At 62.0% G+C, this 16,591-nt stretch carries 17 protein-coding genes and 1 riboswitch; of the genes, 16 read left to right on the top strand and 1 reads right to left on the bottom strand.

The window, feature by feature from the left end:
• Positions 1-22: 22 nt before the first annotated feature.
• Positions 23-263: riboswitch (cobalamin riboswitch) on the bottom strand.
• A gap of 202 nt (positions 264-465) precedes the next feature.
• The 4 genes from ASE89_RS12585 to ASE89_RS12570 all read left to right on the top strand — a co-directional run bounded on the left by ASE89_RS12585 (position 466) and on the right by ASE89_RS12570 (position 6,664).
• Positions 466-1,206: an ABC transporter ATP-binding protein gene (locus ASE89_RS12585; protein WP_056678237.1), complete on the top strand. Its 741-nt coding sequence runs from the start codon at positions 466-468 to the stop codon at positions 1,204-1,206.
• Positions 1,203-2,642: an ABC transporter permease gene (locus ASE89_RS12580; RefSeq protein WP_056678234.1), complete on the top strand. Its 1,440-nt coding sequence runs from the start codon at positions 1,203-1,205 to the stop codon at positions 2,640-2,642. The genes ASE89_RS12585 and ASE89_RS12580 overlap by 4 nt, the downstream gene beginning before the upstream one ends.
• Positions 2,639-3,934, top strand: a complete 1,296-nt coding sequence (locus ASE89_RS12575; RefSeq protein ID WP_056678232.1) for a DUF3526 domain-containing protein — start codon at positions 2,639-2,641, stop codon at positions 3,932-3,934. The genes ASE89_RS12580 and ASE89_RS12575 overlap by 4 nt, the downstream gene beginning before the upstream one ends.
• Before the next feature lie 117 nt (positions 3,935-4,051).
• Positions 4,052-6,664: a TonB-dependent receptor plug domain-containing protein gene (locus ASE89_RS12570; protein WP_201781541.1), complete on the top strand. Its 2,613-nt coding sequence runs from the start codon at positions 4,052-4,054 to the stop codon at positions 6,662-6,664.
• 658 nt (positions 6,665-7,322) lie between these two features.
• On the opposite strand, the gene ASE89_RS12565 is transcribed toward ASE89_RS12570, so the two are convergent.
• The gene (locus ASE89_RS12565) at positions 7,323-7,826 is read right to left on the bottom strand and encodes a MucR family transcriptional regulator (protein ID WP_056678228.1); all 504 of its coding nucleotides are present in this window, start codon (positions 7,824-7,826) and stop codon (positions 7,323-7,325) included.
• 192 nt (positions 7,827-8,018) lie between these two features.
• Here ASE89_RS12565 and ASE89_RS12560 point away from each other — a divergent pair, with 192 nt between their 5' ends.
• The 12 genes from ASE89_RS12560 (at position 8,019) to ASE89_RS12505 (ending at position 16,415) form a co-directional block, all read left to right on the top strand.
• Positions 8,019-10,277: a ParB/RepB/Spo0J family partition protein gene (locus ASE89_RS12560; protein ID WP_056678226.1), complete on the top strand. Its 2,259-nt coding sequence runs from the start codon at positions 8,019-8,021 to the stop codon at positions 10,275-10,277.
• A gap of 95 nt (positions 10,278-10,372) precedes the next feature.
• Positions 10,373-11,281, top strand: a complete 909-nt coding sequence (locus tag ASE89_RS12555; RefSeq protein WP_056678224.1) for an ArdC family protein — start codon at positions 10,373-10,375, stop codon at positions 11,279-11,281.
• 15 nt (positions 11,282-11,296) lie between these two features.
• Positions 11,297-11,935 (top strand): DUF6927 domain-containing protein, encoded by a 639-nt coding sequence (locus tag ASE89_RS12550; protein WP_056678223.1) that lies wholly within the window; start codon positions 11,297-11,299, stop codon positions 11,933-11,935.
• A complete protein-coding gene (locus tag ASE89_RS12545) occupies positions 11,932-12,138 on the top strand; it encodes a hypothetical protein (protein ID WP_156363476.1) in 207 nt (68 codons plus the stop codon). The genes ASE89_RS12550 and ASE89_RS12545 overlap by 4 nt, the downstream gene beginning before the upstream one ends.
• Positions 12,129-12,662 (top strand): thermonuclease family protein, encoded by a 534-nt coding sequence (locus tag ASE89_RS12540; RefSeq protein ID WP_056678219.1) that lies wholly within the window; start codon positions 12,129-12,131, stop codon positions 12,660-12,662. The genes ASE89_RS12545 and ASE89_RS12540 overlap by 10 nt, the downstream gene beginning before the upstream one ends.
• 51 nt (positions 12,663-12,713) lie before the next feature.
• Entirely contained in the window at positions 12,714-13,319 is a 606-nt protein-coding gene (locus ASE89_RS12535; protein WP_056678218.1) for a DUF7007 domain-containing protein, read from the top strand.
• 230 nt (positions 13,320-13,549) lie between these two features.
• Positions 13,550-14,194, top strand: a complete 645-nt coding sequence (locus ASE89_RS12530; RefSeq protein ID WP_236701759.1) for a hypothetical protein — start codon at positions 13,550-13,552, stop codon at positions 14,192-14,194.
• 13 nt (positions 14,195-14,207) lie between these two features.
• Positions 14,208-14,504 (top strand): hypothetical protein, encoded by a 297-nt coding sequence (locus ASE89_RS12525; protein WP_056678510.1) that lies wholly within the window; start codon positions 14,208-14,210, stop codon positions 14,502-14,504.
• Between the two features lie 82 nt (positions 14,505-14,586).
• Positions 14,587-14,847, top strand: coding sequence for a hypothetical protein (locus ASE89_RS12520; RefSeq protein WP_236701758.1), 261 nt, complete (start codon positions 14,587-14,589; stop codon positions 14,845-14,847).
• A 146-nt stretch (positions 14,848-14,993) separates the two neighbouring features.
• On the top strand, positions 14,994-15,254 hold the full coding sequence (locus tag ASE89_RS12515) for a hypothetical protein (protein WP_056678214.1): 261 nt from the start codon (positions 14,994-14,996) through the stop codon (positions 15,252-15,254).
• A 386-nt stretch (positions 15,255-15,640) separates the two neighbouring features.
• Positions 15,641-15,931, top strand: coding sequence for a hypothetical protein (locus ASE89_RS12510; protein ID WP_056678212.1), 291 nt, complete (start codon positions 15,641-15,643; stop codon positions 15,929-15,931).
• Entirely contained in the window at positions 15,915-16,415 is a 501-nt protein-coding gene (locus tag ASE89_RS12505) for a hypothetical protein (RefSeq protein WP_156363475.1), read from the top strand. The genes ASE89_RS12510 and ASE89_RS12505 overlap by 17 nt, the downstream gene beginning before the upstream one ends.
• Positions 16,416-16,591 lie beyond the last annotated feature (176 nt).

Raw genomic sequence — 16,591 nt, 5'->3', positions numbered from 1 at the left:
GCGGCCACCCCCTGGGCCAGGCAAGAGCGACCAGACGCCGGCAGGTCTCCTGGCTCACGGGTCCTCGCACGATGCACGGCCTTCCCAGGCCCTCATGACGAAACGTCCGGCCCAGTGGCTGCCCCTTCCTTTGCAGGAAGAAGCGATATGCATCGCGCTCGCCGCTTACAGTTGCAGGGACAGCCTCGGATTCAGGCGGCGAACCACCCTCACCGCGTTCCCTATTAAGTCCCTCTCAGGACACCGACGCGATCATGCCAGCCTGCTTCAAAAGCAGTTCAGCGGCGCCGATGTATCCCGATCAATGCTATTGAGCAATCGCCATAACCGAACGTCACGGTCTAGCGTCCAGGCGGCGTCCTCTAGCGCAACCTGCTTTTCCAATAGCGGACGGAACGCTCCTGTTGCAACGCGGCAACAACATCGTATGATACGCTATATCATGTCGCAGCTAGATTGAGGCTTATGCCCGATAATAACGGTAACCCTATTGCTATCCACGAACTGGCGGTAGCCTATGGCAACCATCGCGTTCTCGACGGTCTATCGCTCGATGTTCCCGCCAGCAGCATCACGGCATTGCTGGGTGGCAACGGAGCGGGCAAGTCGACCACCTTGTCCGCTCTGCTTGGCTTTGTGCGCGCCGATGCGGGACAGATCGCAGTCTGCGGCATCGATCCAGGGGCTGACGCTGACGCGGCACGCCGACGCATTGCCTATCTCCCCGAAAACGTCGCGCTGTACGAGCATCTAAGCGCGGTTGAAAATGCCGATTACCTGCTGGCACTGGCGGATCAACGTCAGGACTGGGGAACGATCACCGCTGCGCTGGCTGCTGCCGGGTTGCAGGACCGGGCTTGGGACCAGCGGCTGGGCGGCTTCTCCAAGGGGATGCGGCAGAAGGTCGCGATTGCAGTGGCGCTGCTGCGTGAAGTGCCGGTGCTGCTGCTCGACGAGCCGACCTCCGGTCTCGACCCGCGCGCAACCGCCGACTTCAACGCGCTGCTCTTGAAAGTGCGCGACCGTGGCACCGCGGTGCTCATGGTAACGCACGACCTCTTATCTGCCGCCGATGTCGCCGACCGCATCGCCTTCCTTGAACAGGGCCGGATCGTCGAGGATGTCATGGCCACCGGGTCCGAACGGTTCGACATTCGGGCCCTGCATGCCCGGTTCCAGGTCGGCGTAGAGACCCGTGCCGCATGAGTGCGACGCACCTGATCGCGCGCGATGAACTCCGGTTGATGGCGCGCAACCGCGTCGCGGTGATCGCGCTTGTTCTGCTCGTCCTGTTGACCCTGGCGGCTGTACTTAGTTCATGGTCGCACCAACGCGGCATTGCCGAGCTGCGCACGCGGCATCAGCAGGTGGCCGCTGCGGCGTTCAAGGCTCAACCCGATCGCCACCCGCACCGCATGGTCCATTACGGCACCTTCATCTATCGACCGTTGGGTGCGTTGGCCGCGTTCGATCCCGGTGTTGATGCCTTCACGGGCAACAGCATGTTTCTCGAAGGCCACCGCCAGAACAGTGCCAATTTTGGCGACGTGCGGCAAAGCTCGCTGCTTGTCCGCTTTGGACAACTCACCCCCGCCTTCGTCCTCCAGGTTGTAGCGCCGTTACTCCTGATCTTCCTGGGCTTCGGCGTGCTGGCGCGCGAGACCGAGCGAGGGACACTGCGATTACTGATGCTGCAGGGTGTCTCGCGCGGACAGCTCGTGCGCGGCAAGCTTGCCGCGCTCGGGATCGTGGCCGTGATCGTCGGATTGCCGGCGATGGTAGGTTTTGTCGCAGTCGTCGCGCAACCCGGCACGCTAGCGTTGCCAATGGCGGCCATCGGACTTGGCTATGCGCTGTATCTTGCCCTGTGGGTCGTCTTGATCCTGCTAGCGTCGGGCTTTGCTCGGCGCGGGCGCGATGCCCTCCTTGCACTGCTGGCAATATGGACGGTCGCGGTCGTGCTGCTGCCGCGCATCGCCCCCGACATCGCGGGGGCCGCGGTGCCGCTCCAGAACCGTCTTCAGACCGATGTCGCCATCGCGCGAGACCTGCGCCAGCTAGGCGACAGTCACAATCCCGACGATCCGCATCTGGCAGCCTTCAAGCAGTCTGTCCTGCAACGCTACGGCGTAACCCGGGTCGAGGATCTGGGGGTGAACTACAAGGGATTGCTGGCGATGGAGGGGGAGCGGCTGACGTCCGGTCTGTTCGATCACTATGCAGGTGCCAGCTTCGCGGCACAGACCGCTCAGAACCGGTTGGTCGACGCGATCGGTGTCCTGAGCCCAACGATCGCGATCCGCGCGCTGTCGATGGCTGCGGCGGACACCGACTTTGCCGGACACCGTCGCTTCCTCGAACAGGCAGAGACGTATCGCTACGCCCTTGTGCAGCGTCTTAATCGGATGGAGGCGAAGAATGTCAGCTACGCCGACGATATCGCCGAGGATGCGGGTGCCGATCGCCGCAAGCGAATTGCAGCGGACAATTGGCAGCATATGCCCGATTTCGCGTTCATTGCGCCAAGTGCCTCGGCGCTTGCGGCCGCGGCGCTGCCCGGGATCAGTATTCTGGGACTGTGGTTGGCAGTCGCCACCCTGCTGCTCACGCGGGTGACTCGCCTTCTGGGAGCCCGTCAATGACCCTGTGGATGCATGAACTGCGCCTGCTGCTCCGTGCGCGGTTAAGCGTCGTGGCACTGATCCTGATGGCCATACTCACCGCTGCTGCGGTCACTGCAGGCATGGTGGAAATTTCCCGGCAGCGTACCGCGATCGCCGCAATCCCGGCCGCGCAATCCGAAGATATCGCGGCCGTTGCCGACTATGTCGACCGGACCAAGGACGCGGGCAGTGCGGGCTATTACAGCTTCCACCCAACCTGGGACGCACCGTCCCCCCTAGCCTTCGCCGCACTCGGGATGCGCGACGTCTCGCCCTACATCCTGCGAGTCCGGGCGTTGGGGCTGGAAGCGCAGATCTATGACGGCGACATCTTCAATCCTGAACTCGCTTTGCCAGGCCGGTTCGATTTTGCGTTCGTCCTCGTCTTCCTCGCGCCGTTATTTGTGGTCGCGTTGTTCCATGATCTGACGTCCGGAGAACGCGAGGCTGGGCGGCTGCGGATGCTGGATGCTCTACCACGGGGTGGCGCAAAGCTGCTGCGGCGACGTATGCTGCTGCGTATCGCGCTGTTATGGGCGGCGCTTGCCGTGCCCTTCCTCGTTGCCGCGGTAGCGTCCGGTGTCGGGGGCGTAGCGATCTTTGCGGTTCTCTCCGTGATCCTCGCTTACCTCCTGTTTTGGATGGCACTCGCCGCACTGGTCGCGAGGCTCCGCTGGAGCTCGATTGCAAACGCTGCAACGCTCGCAGCGTGCTGGCTCGTGCTGGTGCTCGTCCTGCCGACACTGGCGCACGTCGCAATCAACCGCGCCGTGCCGATCGGTCAGGGCGCAGAGATCGCGCTTGCCCAGCGCGAGATGGTCAACCGCGCCTGGGACATTCCTCGCGAAACGACGATGCGCCGCTTCTATGCCGGTCATCCCGAATGGGCGGACTCTGCCCCGCTCGGGTCGGCCTTCCATTACAAATGGTATTTCGCATTCCATCAGGTCGGGGATGAAAGCGTCGCGACCAAGGTCCGTGCTTATCGAAGCGGGTTGGAACGCCGCGATGCCGCTGCGCGCATGCTTGGGTGGGTGCTGCCTTCGGTGGGAGTACAGGCTTTGCTGACCCGGCTGGCCGATACCGACGTGCGCGCACAGCTGGCATATCAGGACCGAGTGCGTGCCTTCCACGCCAGGCTGCGCAATTTCTACTACGGGTATCTGTTTCGCGACCGGCCGTTTGGCAGGGTCGACTTCGGCCGGGCACCGATCTTTGCCGCTCGCATGAATACAGCGGGTGGATCAAACGAGGCCGCTGACCGGCCCTGAAACCACCCTTTACGGCGGTGAACGGCTCACCCGGAGCTATCAGGCTGTTCGCTGATCAAAACACGGCCATCGGCAGCCTGAGCAACATAATAGAATAACATCACTTAAGGGGTCTACATGCGTTCATTTGCGATAGCGCTTGCCGCCACAGCTGCGATGCCGATGCCTGGGTTTGCGCAGGAGGTCGTTCGGGAAGCCGACGCAGTCGAAGACAATGATGAGGCCCGGGAGATCGTCGTTACGGGCAGTCGTTTTGGCGGCCGCACGACAACGCAATCGTCGACGCCAGTGGACGCCATATCGCGTGAGGCGCTGCAACAGAGTGGGCGTGTCGATCTCATCCAGATGCTGAAGGTTCAGGTGCCGAGCTTCAGCGCGCCGCGACCGCTGGCATCAGGTGTCGGCGACTTCATCCAGCCGCCTTCCCTGCGCGGACTAGGGGCCGGCGAACTGCTGGTCCTGATCAATGGCAAACGTCGCCACACCACGGCCGACCTCAATTCGAGCAACGGCATCGGTCGCGGCGACGTCGCGGTTGATTTCAACGCCATCCCGACCCTTGCGATGTCGAGGATCGAAGTGCTGCGCGATGGTGCTGCCGCCCAATACGGCTCGGACGCGATCTCGGGTGTCATCAACATGATCCTCGACCGCTCGCTCGGCACCATCGCGCAGGCGGGCTATGTGCAGACTACGAAGGGCGACGGCGACACCTACGAGGCAAGTGCCTCCACAGGCATCCCGCTCGGAGCAAACGGCGTCCTGCGCCTGACCGCGGCTTACCAAGACCGGGACGGCACCAATCGTGCGCGGGCGGATACGCGGCAGCAGTATTTCGGGACGAACGCCGCTGGTCGGCCAGTCGCGCCTTCTGGCAACTATGGCTCCGGTGTTGGACTGACACCATCGAGCGGGACGCTCGACCCGCGGGAAGCCGGGTTCGACCGGAACGTATTCCAGCAGGGAGATCAGCCAAACCGAAACTACCAGCTCTTCTACAACCTCGTCGCGCCCCTGCCAGGGGGGACCGAACTTTATAGCTTTGGTGGATACAATCGCCTCGATGGCGACATCCAGTATTTCTTCCGCCGTCCTGGACAGGAGGAGACGGTACGCGCGCTCTACCCGGACGGCTACAGCCCGGGCCTCGACACCAGGCTGGAGAACATTTCCACCGCGATCGGTCTGCGTGGAGATGATCTGGCAGGGTTCGGTTGGGACCTGTCGACCGTCTATGGCGTCAGCACCGTCCGCACGACTTACGTCGACAGCGTCAACGTGTCCTTGGGGGCTGCCTCCCCGTCGCGCTTTTACCGCGGCGGTAGCGATTTCTATCAATGGACCTCGAACCTCGATTTCACGCGAGAGATCCCGGTCGGTGACGATCAGCCGGTAAGACTGGCGTTCGGCACCGAGTATCGCGAGGAAGCCTACCGTCTTTTCTCGGGGGCGCCCGATGGTTATCGCAATGGCGGGGTATTGATCCCGGATGGCCCTAATGCCGGTCGTCCGGGGCCGATTGGTTCGCAACCTGGACCAAGCAACGGGCCCGATGATCGTGCGTCGATCGCTCGCGATAGCGTCGCGGTGTATGGCGAAGTGGAAAAGCAGTTTTTCGACCGGCTGCTGTTATCAGGTGCGGCCAGGCATGAACGTTATTCCGACTTCGGCAGTACCACGAATTTCAAGGCTGCCGGGCGGCTCGGTCTGTTCGGCGGGCTTGCGCTGCGAGGCTCTTACAACACCGGCTTTCGCGCGCCTGGGCTGGCACAGTCCGGCTATAACGCATCGAATACGCTGATCCTCAACGGCGCCCAGGCAATCGTGCGGGTGGCGGCAGTCGACAATCCTGCAGCGCGGCTAGCGGGCGCGACTGACCTGAAACCTGAACAGTCACGCAACGTGTCTATCGGTACCGTCTTCGAGGCCGGCGGTTTCACGGCGACGCTCGATGCCTACCGGATTAAGGTGCGTGACCGCATCGCCATTTCATCGACCTTTCAGGACGCCCGCCTGACCAACTATCTGGCCGCCAATGGCCAGTCTGGCTTCGCTGCGTTGTCGTTCCTGACCAACGCAGTCGACACGGAGACAAAGGGCATCGATCTGGTCATGAACTACCGACATCGCTTTAGAGACGGAAGCCGGATCACAGCCACGCTTGCTGGCAATTACAACAAGACGACGTTCGACAGAATCGCGGGCACCCCGGCGCCGATCGCGGCACTGGGCATCACCACGCCACTCTTTGATCTCACCCAGCAGCTCCGCTTCTCTGACAGCCTACCGCGCGACAAGATCACGCTGGATCTGAATTATGCGCGAGGGCCGTTTACGTTCTCCGTCACCAACACCCGGTATGGTCGCGTCGCGACGGTAGCGTTGCTTAATCGTACGCCGGCCCAAGTCGCAGCATTGGTTCAGGGCTATGACGTTCGCTTGGTTCCCTCGACGGGTAGTGCGGCGAACTCAGACATCGTCCAGCGCTTTGGTGCCAAGATCCTGACGGATATCGATGTCGGCTGGCAGGCAACCCGTGCGCTTAAGCTAAGCGTCGGAGCGCAGAACGTCTTCGACATCTATCCGGACCAGAATATCGCCTCAACGGTCTCTAGCGTTGCGGTCGGGACCAATGGCGCCGACAATGCCGGCACCCAGCCTTACAACGCCGTTTCCCCCTTCGGATTTAACGGCAGATCCGTGTTCATGCGCGGGAGTTATAGCTTTTAGGACCCCGTGATTGAGGGCGGAATGTTGATCGTAGCGATAGTTGAAAGGGTCCTGCTACGTCGCTCCCCTCGAAGCCCGCGCTGGCTCAGACTGGAGTCTCCCGCCCTTCGCACTGTCTGAACGACGAAGCCAGTTTGTGGGCACCTATGTGGAAAACCCAGTCGCAATCACTGTTGTGCGACAAACAGGTGTTTTGCGTCACCCGAGCCGGCCTGCCGACGCTGATCGTATATCTAGGTCCGTTCAATGTACCGGCTCCTAATGGGTAGCGACGAACATACAGGGCCGGGCGTGCCATCACCGAAGATAACTCGCTTCGACGCTGTATCGTGGATCGGGATGCACCCTGGAACGATCGGTTTATGGATATCTGACTGTAATCCTTGAACCTTCGATAGGCTCGCCCATATCCGTTTCACTGTTCAACAACTGGAAGGAGGTGGTCGAATGTCTCATTGTTACACGCCGCTCGTGGCAAACCTGGTGAGTGCGACCCCCGCTGGCGGGGCTGTCCAGCTTAAGGATTAAGCCAGTAGTGGCTGACAATGGAAAGGCCGCCCCTCCCGGGGCGGCCTTTTGTTTTTTACCTCATGAGCACGGCTCATAAAGCCAGGCGTTGACGCCTGGCTTTCGACCAAGCGCCAATCCTCACGACTGACTATTCGGCGTCTGCGGTTGCTGCGGGCTTCGCGCTGCGACGCGGCTTGGCAGATGCAGGTGCAGGCTCTTCAGCCTTCTGAACGGTCTGGCCAAGCTTACGGCCAAGGCCGATCTTCTTAGCCATGGCGCGACGGCTCTCGCTGTAGGTTTCCGCAACCATGGGATAATCCGCCTTGAGATTATACCGTTCGCGGTACTCGGCCGGAGTCATTCCATTCGTAGCGAGGTGACGACGCAGCGTCTTGTAAGGCTTGCCATCAATCATGCTGATGATGTGATCCTTGCTGGCAAGCGACTTTCGCGCAGTTACCGCAGGCGTGTACTCTGGCGCAGGCGCTTCCGGAGCCTCTACGCTCTGTTCACCGCTCAGCTTCGACACCGCTGCATGCATCGACTGTAGAAACGCAGGAACATCGTCTGCTGTGGTCCGCGTGTTCGGGTTGCCCAGCCATGCAATGGTCAGCTCGGTTGCAAGTTCGACCACGTTGATATCATCAGTCATCAATTTTTCCGTTATTAGGTGAGAACGCTTTGAGGAACGCTGCCAGATAGTAGCTGAGGCATCACAGGCAATACTTAATCGAACAATAACATCGAGATGAACCGAGGGGCCCAAAACGGCAAGGAGAGGAAAGGGGGAAGGGAGAAGGTGTCCGAAAATAGTCGGATGCTCAGAAACGAAGGGTAATTTCCCATGATCCAGTCCGTGAAACTCTCGAAGCTCCGCCTCTCCGCCAGCAACGTCCGCACCGCCCCTGATGAATCGCTGCAGATCGAGCCGTTCGCAGCCGACCTCGAAGCCCGCGGCGTCCTCCAGAACCTGCTCGTTACGCCGGTCTCTCGGCCACGCGGCACGTTCGAGGTGTTCGATGGAGGCCGGCGCTGGCGTGCGCTCAACATGCTGGTCGCTCGCGGCGTCATCAATCCCGACGAGTATGACGTGCCGGTGCGTGTCCTGAAGGGTGACGATGCCGAACTGACCGAAACCTCGCTTGCGGTCAGCTTCCATCATATGAAGCTCAGCCCGGCCGAGGAATGCCGCGCCTTCCAGCATTTCCTGAACGGCAGCACCGATATCGACGCTGTGGCCAAGCGCTTTGGCGTTACCCGCCGCTTCATCGACGGTCGCCTCCGCCTAGCCGATCTTGCCGAGCCGATCTTCTCTGCTCTCGCGAACGGCGAACTGACCCTCGACATGGCAAAGGCCTACGCCTCGACCGGCAGTCACGAACGTCAGTTGCGCGTCTGGCAGACCTATAGCGCGATGGTTCACTACAACGCGGATGCTATCCGGCGCGTTATCGCCAACGACACGATGCGGGCCAACGATCCGATCGCGCTCCTGGTCGGCGTCGAATCCTACGAGGCCGCAGGCGGCGTCGTCGACCGCGACCTGTTCAGCAACGCCGGCGAGCGCTGGACCAACCCCGAGATCGCACAGACCCTCGCGGCCGCGATGATGGAAGCGGAAGCCAAGCGTATCGGCGAGGAACGCGGTCTTGCCTGGATCCGGCCTGTCGCCAGCCACAGCACTTGGGATGCGGCCCGCAGCCTCCATCGCATCGCCTTGCCGGTCCAGCCGATGTCGCCGGCCGAGGCACAACGCGTAGACGAGATCGAGCAGCGCATGGGCGAACTGCAGCAGGAGATGGAGAACGACGAGCTCACCGAAGAGGCGTTCACCGCTTGCGACGCCGAACATGATGCGCTTGGCGAGGAACTCGAAGCGCTGCAACGTCGCCCCTCGGTACTCCCCGCTGAACTCGTGTCGCGGGTCGGCGCGTTTCTGACGCTGTCGCAGACCGGTACGATGGTCCTGGATGAGACCTATTACAGCGAAACGCCGATCCGCGTGACGGTGGTCGAGCCGGAACCGGTCGAAGGTGATAACGGGAAGACCGACGAGACGGACGACGGGGTTGCCGACGGCGAGGGCGAGGGCGAGGGCTTGGAACGGGTCCGGGCGGAGCCGACCTTCCGCATCGAGGAGGGCGCAGCGACGCCGGTGACGGCGGGCAATCCCAAGGAGGTCGACCCCGATAACGCAGCGCCGGGCGGCAAGGCACTCAGCCAGGTCCTGAGCGACCAACTGGCGATGCAGCGTCGCGATGTCCTGGCGGCGTCGTTGATCGCCAGTCCCGGCCTGGCGCTGGACTATATGCTGTTCGCCATGGTGGATGCACGGCGCGGCACCTCGTCGAACGACGGCACGACGATCAGCGCCCATGCCCCGCAGGATCCGATCCTGTCGACCAACATGCCGGGATCGCGCGCGCGCGACTACCTCGCCGAGGTACGGGACGGGCTCGATGAATCGTGGGGCGAGTCCGACAACAAGGTTATGCGGTTCGAGGCATTCCGCGCGCTCGACGACGAGGTGAAGATCGCATGGCTGGCGTACATTGTCGCGACGTCGCTGGAGGCCAAGGAGTCCTACGGCTCCAATCGCCAGAACCCGCTCCACGGCCGCATGGCCAGCATCCTAGAGGTCGATGTCGCCAACTGGTGGCGCCCGACGTCGGAGAACTTCTTCGACCGGGTTTCCAAGGGTTCGTTGATCTCGCTGCTTCACGAGGTCGGAGGCCCAGCGCTGTCGAGCCGCCACGCCAGCGAGAAGAAGACCGAGATCTCGGCATCTTGCCAGAAGCTCTTCGCTGGCGAAGCGATCGTCGAGACCGACGTCAAGGAAGCTGCCCTGAAATGGGTGCCGACCGCGATGCGCTTCAGCGACGCTGTCGTCGGGGGTGAGAGCGAAGACGACGGCGCGCAGGGCGATCTCGCGGACCTGATCGAGAAGGACAGCGACGACACCGACGAGGACGATCTTGCCGCCTTGGTCGGTGACGGCCCGGACGACGTCGGGACGGACGGGGTCGAGACGAACGGCAGCGCCCAGATCGAACTCGATCACCAGAACGATGACGATGTGAACGAGATCGTCGCGGCCGAATAGCGGCACGACGGTTCAATTCTGAGCAGCCTCACTGCCGGCCCGCGACCTCGCGGCGCCGGCAGTGCCTTTTCCTCACCGCTAACGAGGACAGCGTCATGACCGCTACAACCCGCGACATTGCGGCCGACATCACCGCCACCATCATCGCACGGCTCGAAGCCGGGACCCTGCCATGGCAACGCTCCTGGTCGGTTACCGGCGAGGGCGGCAGGCCACTGCGCCATGAGGGCGTTCCGTACACCGGAATAAACGCCCTATGGCTCTGGGCGACCGCCGACACCTATGGCTATCGCAGCCGCTACTGGATGACCGCCCGTCAGGCCCGCGAACTGGGCGGCGAGATCAACCGCGATGCGAGACCGTCTTTCTCCGTCTACGCCTCGACCTTCCGCAAGGCCGGAATGCCCAATCTGCTTGGTGCGACCGCTGACCAGATGATCCGCTTTCTGCGTTCCTATGTCGTCTACAACGCCGACGAAATCGTTGGCCTGCCGGACTATTATTACCCGGGCGAAGTCGCACCGACCCCTTTGCTGATCTCAGAACGGCAGGATCGAATCGACGCCTTCTTTGGCGGCATTCCGGCCAAGGTCCGTCACGGTGGTGACCGCGCCTTCTTCCACCCAACCTTTGACTATATCCAGATGCCGCACACCGGCAGCTTCAAGTCAGGCGACGCATACGCATCGGTTCGCGCGCACGAGACCGTCCATTGGGCGGGCCATGCCTCCCGGCTCGATCGCACCTTCGGGAAGCGCTTCGGCGACAACGCATATTGCGTCGAAGAATTGGTCGCTGAGCTTGGCTCGGCCATGATCTGCGGCGATCTTGGCCTCCCGACAGAGCTGCACGACAGCCATGCCTCCTACCTCGCCAACTGGTTGGGGGTGTTGCGCGCCGACAAGACCGCGATCTTCCTGGCCGCGACCAAGGCCGAACAGGCCTTCATCTACCTTCGCGCCTTCTCGACCGAGGCTGCAGCAGAAACGCGGCTCGCCGCATGAACCGGAGAACACGACATGGGTTGGCTCTCGATGACCAGCGCCGGCATGGCCGGCCACCCGAACCCCAAGGCCTATCTCGACGACCAGTTCACCTACAGCCGTGCGCTGGATGGTGGCGGCACGCGAGGGCTGCGCGTTATCGACAGCGCGTTCGTCGGAAACCGCGTCTGGTACGCAGCAGCTGAGATCATTTCAGACGGCGAGCCGCTCTACGTCATCGCACTCGTGTGTCTGGTCCGCTGGAATCCCAAGGCCAGAGACGGATACGTATTTGCGTACAAGGACCAGGAGGAATCGATGGGACCTTGCGAGGCCGGATGCCCGGCCCGGATCCTGCGTCTCCTGTCGCCAACCAGCAAAGAAAGCGCGCTGGATTGGCGCCGCCGTTGCCTCGTTCGGCTAAGGCTGCACGCCCGCAAAATCGATAACGGGATGCGGATCAAACTTCCCCGCCCGGTTTCGTTCAGTGACGGCCATACCGGCACCGAGTTCATCGTCGTGAAATGCGGCGAAAAGATCACGTTCCGGAGCCACAAGGGGCACGGCCACTACCGCATCTCGCATTTCCGCGACCTGGCCTGGTCGGTCGTTCCAGAAACCAAAGTTCACCGCACCGTCTTCGCGGCCCCTACCGCGTGTGCGACACCAGCATGATGGATAGCCCCAGGTCTGCCGACACGCCCCTCTCGCCGCTGCGCCGTGTGCTGTGCAGCAGGTCCAACGCCGTCAGGGTCGCAGTATGGATGCGCCTTGACGGAATTCATACCGACATCGTCGCTACGGGCGACCCATTGCAGCCGTGGCTGATCGTCGAGACGACCGCCGGATTGATCGAGGACACCCGCGCATGCGCCTGACCCTTGTCATCGCTCTTGCCCTTGCCGCCTGCGGAGGAGCCGCCTCCCAGGCCGAAGACCCAGCGCTGATCCGCGCCGACGGCCGCGCGATCGACGGTGACACCGTATCGTTCGACGTCCGGATTTTTGGGGCCGATGCCTTCGAGAAGAGGCAATTGTGCCGAAATACGAACGGCTGCTGGCCGTGCGGCAAGGCGGCACAGGACTATGCGTCGAAGCTCCTGAAATCGGGAAGCAGTACGATCCGCCTGACGGGCAAGCAAAGCTACGATCGTCCGATCGGAACGGTCGAGATCGGGGGGCAAGACCTTGGTGAGAGCATGATCGCCGCGGGGCTTGCCGTGCCGGCGACCAGCTACCTGAAAAGCGACCCTGAGCGCGCCCAGCGTTATCTCGCAGCTTATGAAAACGCCGAGGCCAGACATGCCGGCGTGCATGCCGGCTACTTCATCGATCCGGCGAAATGGCGTCGCGGCGAACGCCTCTCGTGCGAGGCCCGAGGCAAAAGCAGCCGAGAGCGCTAAACCGCGTGGGAGAGAAGGGGGAGGGGAAGGGCATCGATCAAGGAGACGATCATGCCCGCTTTCACTTCGACCTCCGCGCCCGTGCATACGCTCTGGGACACTCCCGATACCGCGATCCAGCGCCTGCCAGGCATCTGGGTCGTTACCACCCCCTCGCATGGTGGCTTTGTCCTGTCGGATGAGCGTCAGGCCGCGATGCCGGACGCGCTGCGCCACGACGGCATCTACTACGAGGAAGACGTCAACTGGTCGCTGGTAGTCATCGGGTTCGAGACCGAGTTCGCAGCGCTGAAAGACCCGCTGTTCGACATCGAATGCAACCTTGCCCATCAAACGGCACGTCACTGGCGGCCGATGCAATACGGTGCCTTTACCGGCGACGTTATCAGCCCAAGCGATAGCTACGTCCTGAAGAAGGTAGCGCTCTACGAGGCCGCGATCGGAAAGATCGGGGTGCGATCAGCGTCCGGAGACTGGGCCGACTGGGTGCCCAAGGGCAAGATCGGCGTCACCGGGCAACGCATCACCGGCTGCGATCATCTGGGCTTTGCACAGTATGAAGGCCCGTACTTCAAAGGCCTGTGTGATGCAGCACGCTACGACAGCTCACGCCCGATCAACACCTTTGCGGCTCTTGATGTCGAACTGGTGCCGTGACGATCGGGAGCGTCGTCGCCCTACCCCCTCTGGCCAACCGAGGGGGAGGGGGCCGACTAAAGTCCGGAAAGATGTTGCCAAAATCCGGCAACATCTTTCCCGAGACGTGCCCAAGCGCCCAGCCCTGAGGGGCTGACGATACGAGCGCAAACCGGGTGTCGCGGGAGAAGAGAGGGGGGTGAAGAGTGTGCGCCAAAAGAGCGCACGGTCCTCATTCGGAGCATGCGTCGATGATTTACGATGTGCCTTTCCGCCACCAACAAGCGCTGGACCCGAGCGCCCTCAACACCGTCGTCGCGACATTGCACGCGATCGGAAAAGCGGTCGACGACTGCCGCAATGCCGGCGTCGATCCCAACAGCGACCCCGCTGTCGTCCTGCTGGCGCGTCACATGGCAACCGTGTCGACCAATCGTGCGCCCCGCAAGGTACTTCGCCAGGCCTGCAGGCGCCGCCTCGAAGACCTGAAGCGGTTCCCGACGCTGCTGGCGCTCGCAATCCGCGGCGTGGAATATGACGTCGGCGCCAAGGAGCGTTTTCATATCGAAGCGACCGAGGCGATGAACGCCCTCGCCGTCTGCATTGGCCTGGTACCGGGGACATTCGAGGTAGTGTCGCTTCAGGGCGAACGCGATCAATCTGGCCATGTCCTGCTGGCGGCCGGCGAGTTTGCCGTCACCGTCAGGATCGGCGCACGCCACGAGGGTCGCGAGGTAGCGTACCGGGCTGTCTGCGATAGCACGAGCCCGCCCAACCACTACGCGCCGATGGCCGATCTGCTGAAGCCGGACCGTTTTGCTGATCGCCTGCGCCGCGATCTGCCGATCGCCGTCCGACCGGTCGCGCCTGTCGCCCCGGTCCTGATCGCCGCCTGAAGGAGTGATGCCCATGCGCATCCAAGACGCGCTCGCGGTTGCACGAGCTGACGCCACGCGCATTGCGCACTTCATGGAGCGACGGGAGCGTTTCCTAGATGCCCTCGACTGGTCGATGCTCAACGAGGATCACGCACGGCAGTCGGCGATGCTCGACGATCTGCTCGAGGGGGATATGGCCGATGCCATCCTTTATATCGACTGGCTGGTCGAGCGGCTGGCTGGTGATGCTGAACAAGTCCCTGGCGTACTCCGCTTTACGCCGCATCCGCGCCCGTGGCAGCTTGCGTGGATCACGCTCGCTTCCTGACCGACTGGGGGATTAATTGATGAGCCGTCATACTTTCACCGGCAACGCCGGTACCACCGTAGCGATCGGTTGGGATCGTCCCTTGGCGACGTTCTTCGTGCAGGTCCTGCGTCCTCACCCGACCATGAAAGGCGAGGAAGACATGGTTGAATGGCAGGGTACTGAGCCCGACGAGCTACCGACCGCGGCTTCGGCGATCGAGATCGCAGCGCGCTACGCCGACCTGCCGGAAGACCTCGGTGCCAAACTTGAGACCGACCGCCTGAAGACGCTGGGCACGGCTGACGGACCAGCGCAACGGGCGGTGCGACCATTCCAGTATCCGGCACCGCCATGCGGATAGCTGACGTACGTGGCCTTTTCTGCACATTGTTTTCCGAACAGGTTGATGAACATTGGTCTGCGGCAAGCGCCGGCTCTGGCCGGCTCGTATGCGATGTTCGGAAAACGGCCGTTTGTTGAACGACCTAACTGGGAAAAGGGGACGCCATGAGGAAAACCAGCTTTGACCAGATCGTGGACGGCATCGACCGGCAACTCCCCTACCTTCACAAAGAACGGTGGACGCACCGTTATGTCGAACTGCTGGATGCCATTCGCGCAACCACCGGCGAGGCGCAGCGGGGCGCTAAGCAAGCAATGCGAGACCACAAAGAGACACAGTTTCACCCCGAAACCAGCCGCGCCTCTTTAATTGCACAGGCCAAAATCGGCTACGATACTTCGGAGAAAGAGGCAGGCTCATCATAGCAACTACTCAGCACGTCGATTAATCGCACGTTTTGCGTACGCCTCAACCGTCAGACTCTGTTTCCCAACGGTGGGGTTTCAAACACTGCGACGAACGGTCTTTCCGCCTCAACGGCGCCGGCCGGCGTGTTCAAACAACCGGCGCCGGATCGCAGCTTAGTGGACGGCGCGATCCGGTAATGTCTCACGATGAGGGGCCGGCATCAATCGGCCACTCTCTTACGCAACGCGAGTCAAACGGCCGTTTTCTGCACACCGATGGCATCATCCGATTCTCAAAAGGGATGGTCAATCGAGAAAGCTTCTTATGCCCGACCACCATCGGCTAGGCGGGGAGCCATGCAATCCATAGCAGATCGGATGAGGATGGTAACGGTGGGAAGATCGTGCCGCTGAAGAACCCGAAGGCGCTGGTCGCGACAGTGCGGAAGCTCCGCTCTGGCACCTTCGCGGCCCATGTATGCGACCGTGAGCCGGATGGTGAAGAGGCCGCCTATCCGCTGACGACATCGAACGCGATCGTCGTTCTGGATTGCAGCCGGTATGCCTATCAGACCTCCGCACTGGTATTTCGCACGCCGCGTGATCGGCCGGCCGCGGCGCTGATCCTGTTCCGGTCTCTGGCGCCGCTTTGCCGGCAGATGGCAGGAACGGGATGTGGTGAACTGGGTGAGTGAGCCGGCGCAAAAGTTCATGGTCGAAACGTTGCTGTTTCTCTGCGGCCTGCTCGTCACCTTCGGCCTGCCGTGGCTCATATGGCGCTGGCTACGCTCCGGCCGACCATCGATCACGCCATTGCCAATCATCGACGATGGTAACGGTGGGAAGATCGTGCCGCTGATCGCCACCTTCAGTGGGTTGCGGGGCCTGCCGTGGATCGGGTTCGCGAGCAACAATCTCAACCCCCGCCTCGTCATCCAATCCGATGGCATCACCTATCGGATCGCAATGCTGCGTTTCCGGGGCTGGGGTGACATCATTCAGGTCGATGTGCAAAGCGTCGGAGCAACGGTGAACCTGAGCTTCGCTTTCCGTGACAGCCTTTTCACCTTCGATGCCGACGTGGGCAGCACCATGCTGGCGGCACAGACATTGGCGTTGTTGCCCGATCATATCGCGCTGACCGATCGGGCAAAGTTACTTCTAATGGGAGCAGGCTGATGCCCGGTCGCCTTTTCCCGCAGATGAACACCCGCTCGACACGATCAGTGAGCTTTCTCAGTGCGATGGTGAAACGGGGATCCACGCATAACGATGCGAAAGACACCTAAGAACGACGGGTGCCTTGCTACACGATAATACCACGTGTATTGCATAGGTAATACACGCGGAGCGAG

It is taken from the genome of Sphingomonas sp. Leaf30 (assembly GCF_001422525.1).
Taxonomy (GTDB): Bacteria; Pseudomonadota; Alphaproteobacteria; order Sphingomonadales; family Sphingomonadaceae; genus Sphingomonas; species Sphingomonas aerolata.
This window is presented reverse-complemented; position numbering and strand designations above follow the sequence as displayed.

What these genes read in the sequence shown, in the direction of transcription:
- ASE89_RS12550 (WP_056678223.1), top strand. Translation starts at nt 11,297, where the DNA reads ATGGGTTGGCTCTCGATGACCAGCGCCGGCATGGCCGGCCACCCGAAC.
- ASE89_RS12575 (WP_056678232.1), top strand. Translation starts at nt 2,639, where the DNA reads ATGACCCTGTGGATGCATGAACTGCGCCTGCTGCTCCGTGCGCGGTTA.
- ASE89_RS12545 (WP_156363476.1), top strand. Translation starts at nt 11,932, where the DNA reads ATGATGGATAGCCCCAGGTCTGCCGACACGCCCCTCTCGCCGCTGCGC.
- ASE89_RS12580 (WP_056678234.1), top strand. Translation starts at nt 1,203, where the DNA reads ATGAGTGCGACGCACCTGATCGCGCGCGATGAACTCCGGTTGATGGCG.
- ASE89_RS12515 (WP_056678214.1), top strand. Translation starts at nt 14,994, where the DNA reads ATGAGGAAAACCAGCTTTGACCAGATCGTGGACGGCATCGACCGGCAA.
- ASE89_RS12560 (WP_056678226.1), top strand. Translation starts at nt 8,019, where the DNA reads ATGATCCAGTCCGTGAAACTCTCGAAGCTCCGCCTCTCCGCCAGCAAC.
- ASE89_RS12540 (WP_056678219.1), top strand. Translation starts at nt 12,129, where the DNA reads ATGCGCCTGACCCTTGTCATCGCTCTTGCCCTTGCCGCCTGCGGAGGA.
- ASE89_RS12570 (WP_201781541.1), top strand. Translation starts at nt 4,052, where the DNA reads ATGCGTTCATTTGCGATAGCGCTTGCCGCCACAGCTGCGATGCCGATG.
- ASE89_RS12535 (WP_056678218.1), top strand. Translation starts at nt 12,714, where the DNA reads ATGCCCGCTTTCACTTCGACCTCCGCGCCCGTGCATACGCTCTGGGAC.
- ASE89_RS12525 (WP_056678510.1), top strand. Translation starts at nt 14,208, where the DNA reads ATGCGCATCCAAGACGCGCTCGCGGTTGCACGAGCTGACGCCACGCGC.
- ASE89_RS12585 (WP_056678237.1), top strand. Translation starts at nt 466, where the DNA reads ATGCCCGATAATAACGGTAACCCTATTGCTATCCACGAACTGGCGGTA.
- ASE89_RS12565 (WP_056678228.1), bottom strand. Translation starts at nt 7,826, where the DNA reads ATGACTGATGATATCAACGTGGTCGAACTTGCAACCGAGCTGACCATT.
- ASE89_RS12555 (WP_056678224.1), top strand. Translation starts at nt 10,373, where the DNA reads ATGACCGCTACAACCCGCGACATTGCGGCCGACATCACCGCCACCATC.
- ASE89_RS12530 (WP_236701759.1), top strand. Translation starts at nt 13,550, where the DNA reads ATGATTTACGATGTGCCTTTCCGCCACCAACAAGCGCTGGACCCGAGC.